Here is a 3,523-nt window from a genome sequence, read left to right on the forward strand (position 1 = left end):
CGCGCGGGTCGCGAGCAGCAGCCCGGCCGAGGCCGCCAGCGGGCCGAGTTGCGCGCGGTAGTGCGGGCCCATCAGCACACCCAGCCACACGGCATCGATCGCCACGAAGCAGGCCAGCGCGCCCAGGTAGCCGATCAGTGCGCGTCGCATGCCGTCCTTTCACCGTGGGGGCCGCCGTCTTTCATGCGTCCGACTCGTTCTTGTGGGCGCCGCGGATGTTGAGCGCCGCCAGGCAGGCCTGCAAACCCACGAGCGCGTAGGCCTGAGTGTGCCGACCCCAGGCCACCCACAACGCATTGCTCGCGAGGAACACCCAGAAGCCGATCTCGTGGCGGCCCTGGCGGCGCGATGCGACCAGCCAGGCTTGCAGCCACCGTGACCAACATCGCCGGCCATTGCACGAGGTCGAGCCAGTCCATCAGCGTCGCTGCCCTGCGCCGTCGAGTGGCGCCCGGCTCGTGTCCCTCAGATCAACTCCTCGATCACCATCTGGCCGTACTTCTGCGCGAGCGCGGCGTTACACCGCCGGGCCACCGTGGTGACGCGATCGGTCAGTTCGGTCATCGGCGAAAACACCACGATCCAACTGTGGCCCTGCTCGGCCATCTGGCGGTGCGCCTTGGCCAGGTTCAAGTCCTGGCCGAGCGAGGACAGCATCCCCGCGTTCGCCATGTCGTGGTCGACCTGCGCTTTCATTTCGTCGGCGCTGTAGTGCAACACGTCCTTGTCGACAAAGCCGGCTTCCTTCAGGGCTCGAGCAGCGGCTTGCTGGTCTTCGAGTGCCGCAAACGCCATCACCACATGCCCGACCGGCTTGAACACACCGAATGACTCGGGTGGCGCGTCCTTTTTCATGTTTTCGACTTTCATGACAGCCTTTCAAACTTGCAAGCCACGCGAACGCAGCCTGCAGAAATAGTTGCCCGCATCGGCACCTCAGCCGAAGAAAAAGTACAGCGCCAACAGCACCACCGCGGGAATGCCCAGCAGCCAGCCCAGGAAATATTTGCCCATCGCGTTCTCCCGAATCATTGAATGTGAGCGTGAAGCCGGCGTGTCGGGCGGCGCAAGGCGGTGTCGCCCGGCACGCGGCATGGCGCAGCTCAGTAGTTGATGAGCTCGCCGCGTGACTTGCGCCAGTCTTCCTGCAGGAAGGCCGCGTCTTGGTCGGAGCGGGGCTTCACTCCCATGAGGATGCCGCCTTCCTCGAGGCCGCTTTCATACTGCTTCACGCGCTCCTCCGGTATGCCCCAGCCGATCAGCGCGCCGACCAGTCCGCCGGTGGCGGCCCCCGCGCCGGCACCGGCCAGCGCCGCCACCACCGGTCCCGCGATCACCAGGCCCAAGCCGGGCAGCGCGATGCTCGTGCCCACCGCCGCGATCGCCGCGGCGATCGCGCCGACCGTACCGCCGATCGCGCCGCCGATGCCCGCACCTTCGGCCGCCTTGTGGCCCAGTTCGGTGGTCGCATGCGCGTGGTCGTCGGCAAAGTGGCGCTTGCGCGTCTCGTCGGACATCACCACGTTCACCTCATCGTTGCCATAGCCGCGCTCGGTCAGCGAACGATAGGCACTCTCGGCGCTGTCGCGGTCCTTGAACAGCCCCGTGACCATTCTGGTTTCAGCCATGTCTTGCTCCTCGAAGTGTTGATAGGCACCCGCGGGGTACCTGCTCACAACGTAGCAAGGGACTCGCCCGCAAGCTTCTGGACGCGCGTGGACCGCCAAGCGCGGTACGAGACGGCGCCGGCCGGTACGCCAGCGCTGCGACCAGCGCTACGGCCTGCGCTCGGCCGAACGCCGCCGGGCCGCGCGCAGGCGCAACTGTTGGAGCAGCGGCACCGTCAGCATGATCGCGGCCGATCCGGCCAGCGCCAGCGGGACCATCGAGCCCGTCCAGCTCATCGCGGCGGCACCCGCTGCCACCGCGGCGAGCCCGATGCCGTAGTGGCGCACGGCACGGCGCAGCGCGGCATCCCCGTCCTCACGCATCTAGCGCACCGCTGCTCGCTCGGCGCGGCGTTTCCTCGCCAAGCGGCTCGTCAACGCTTTCTTCGCGCAGGTAGTAGTCGCCGGTGGCGTCGGCGGCGGCCAGGCGCCGCGCGTGAGTGACGTCGGGCACCACGGCGACCTTCACGTCCTCGTGACGCGCATAGAGCACCACGGTCTTGCCGTTGCCCAGGTGCAGCAGCACGTCGCCATTGACCAGCGGCTCGGCCATGGAGATCTGTTGGCCGCCCAGGCGCTCGCAGAGCAGCCGGCGCACGCCGTTGTATGAGCACTGGCGACGCACGGCGTACGCGAGGCGCTCGTGCAGGTCGGGTTCGAGCTGCGCCTCGGCCTGGGCATGCAGCTGGTCGATGCGCGCCTTCCAGTCGGCCAGAACGTCGCGGCGAAAACGCGGCGGCACCTCGTCGAGCAGGCTGCCGATGTCGACGCCGCCCTCGCCCGATTCCCAATCCACCGTCAGCAACGCCACCCGTGCCTTGTGCATGCCAGCTCCCGTTGTCACGCGCTGGCAAAAGTCTAGGATCAGCCGCGCCTGATGCGCCCCGGGCAAGCGAGGCGACGAGCGCCGCATTTCACGCTTACGCGCGCTTCGTGGCGGCTGAAGGGGGCCGCAGGGGGTCGGGGCTTGGCAGTGGCCGACACGGGGCCAGGTACGAACGCCACCCATTGCAGCCTGGTCCTTCGGGCGTCGCCCTCGCGCGCCCACGACCCGCGTGCATCGGCATGACGGTGCGCTCCAGGCTCCGCGCAGCAGCGCCGAGCGAGCGCCTTTAGTCGCTTAGTCGAGCGACGAATACCAAGCCCAGCGCACGATCGGCGTGGGCGTCTGTGGCGGCTCGCGTACCGGGAAGGGAGCGTCGAGCGGCTCCGGGTCTTCTATCTCCGGCGGCACCACGTCGGGTCCCGCAGGCCAGGGCGGCATCGGCGGCGGTGGGGGCGGCGTGGCACCCGGTCCGGGTGTCGCCGGCGGTTGCGCGACGAAGGGCACGGCAGCCACACAACTGGCGTTCAGTGCGGTTTGCTTCATCGCTGCAGCGTCGAGCAAGTAGCAGGCGGCCATCGCCGATCTCCATTGAAGGGGCGTGAACATGCAAAGCAATTGGCGCGCCTGCCTTGCGTCGAGCGGCCGCAAGGTAGTGGCGAATGTCGATCCTGCAGGCAAATCAGGCTGTCGTTGATGTGCTCGCAGCGGCGCTCGCGCGGGTCACGCCACTGCAATTGGCAGGGTCGTCTCCTACCGAGTCGCCGTGCACTGCGGTCGGCATGCGACATGCCTGTGGCGGTGGTGAAAAAGACCCCGGGCGACCACCCGCTGCAGCGCTACCGCGACAAGCGCGACTTCCAGGCCACGCCCGAGCCGAGTGGCGAGCACACCGCCTGCGAGCCGGCGCTGCGCTTCGTGGTGCAAAAGCATGCGGCCCGGCAGTTGCATTACGACTTTCGGCTCGAGCTCGACGGCACGCTCAAGAGCTGGGCGGTGCCCAAGGGTCCGAGCCTGGATCCGAAGGCGCGCC

Annotated in this window: 8 protein-coding genes; 1 reads left to right on the forward strand and 7 read right to left on the reverse strand. The window is 68.2% G+C overall.

Annotated elements, in window-relative coordinates; all coding sequences use genetic code 11:
• The 7 genes from RMO12_RS15950 to RMO12_RS06185 form a co-directional block, all read right to left on the reverse strand.
• The coding region (locus tag RMO12_RS15950) for a DUF2177 family protein (RefSeq protein WP_405029627.1) at positions 1-150 on the reverse strand (150 nt) is incomplete at its 3' end.
• A gap of 31 nt (positions 151-181) precedes the next feature.
• The gene (locus tag RMO12_RS06160) at positions 182-313 is read right to left on the reverse strand and encodes a hypothetical protein (RefSeq protein ID WP_309638618.1); all 132 of its coding nucleotides are present in this window, start codon (positions 311-313) and stop codon (positions 182-184) included.
• A gap of 152 nt (positions 314-465) precedes the next feature.
• Complete coding sequence (locus tag RMO12_RS06165; RefSeq protein WP_309638619.1) at positions 466-870, reverse strand: hypothetical protein; 405 nt, start codon at positions 868-870, stop codon at positions 466-468.
• Positions 871-1,103: 233 nt separating this feature from the next.
• Positions 1,104-1,628, reverse strand: coding sequence for a hypothetical protein (locus tag RMO12_RS06170; RefSeq protein ID WP_309624261.1), 525 nt, complete (start codon positions 1,626-1,628; stop codon positions 1,104-1,106).
• Between the two features lie 147 nt (positions 1,629-1,775).
• A complete protein-coding gene (locus RMO12_RS06175) occupies positions 1,776-1,991 on the reverse strand; it encodes a hypothetical protein (protein ID WP_309638620.1) in 216 nt (71 codons plus the stop codon).
• The gene (locus RMO12_RS06180) at positions 1,984-2,493 is read right to left on the reverse strand and encodes a hypothetical protein (RefSeq protein ID WP_309638621.1); all 510 of its coding nucleotides are present in this window, start codon (positions 2,491-2,493) and stop codon (positions 1,984-1,986) included. Before RMO12_RS06180 ends, RMO12_RS06175 begins: the two co-directional genes overlap by 8 nt.
• Before the next feature lie 294 nt (positions 2,494-2,787).
• Positions 2,788-3,069, reverse strand: coding sequence for a hypothetical protein (locus tag RMO12_RS06185; RefSeq protein ID WP_309624264.1), 282 nt, complete (start codon positions 3,067-3,069; stop codon positions 2,788-2,790).
• Positions 3,070-3,279: 210 nt separating this feature from the next.
• Here RMO12_RS06185 and RMO12_RS06190 point away from each other — a divergent pair.
• Positions 3,280-3,523, forward strand: a 244-nt coding sequence (locus tag RMO12_RS06190) for a DNA polymerase ligase N-terminal domain-containing protein (RefSeq protein WP_309638622.1), incomplete at its 3' end; no start/stop codon positions are given.

Source organism: Methylibium sp., assembly GCF_031393925.1.
GTDB lineage: Bacteria > Pseudomonadota > Gammaproteobacteria > Burkholderiales > Burkholderiaceae_C > Methylibium.

Coding starts and splice junctions, on each gene's coding strand:
- RMO12_RS06165 (WP_309638619.1), bottom strand. CDS start 870: ATGAAAGTCGAAAACATGAAAAAGGACGCGCCACCCGAGTCATTCGGT.
- RMO12_RS06180 (WP_309638621.1), bottom strand. CDS start 2,493: ATGCACAAGGCACGGGTGGCGTTGCTGACGGTGGATTGGGAATCGGGC.
- RMO12_RS06185 (WP_309624264.1), bottom strand. CDS start 3,069: ATGGCCGCCTGCTACTTGCTCGACGCTGCAGCGATGAAGCAAACCGCA.
- RMO12_RS06175 (WP_309638620.1), bottom strand. CDS start 1,991: ATGCGTGAGGACGGGGATGCCGCGCTGCGCCGTGCCGTGCGCCACTAC.
- RMO12_RS06170 (WP_309624261.1), bottom strand. CDS start 1,628: ATGGCTGAAACCAGAATGGTCACGGGGCTGTTCAAGGACCGCGACAGC.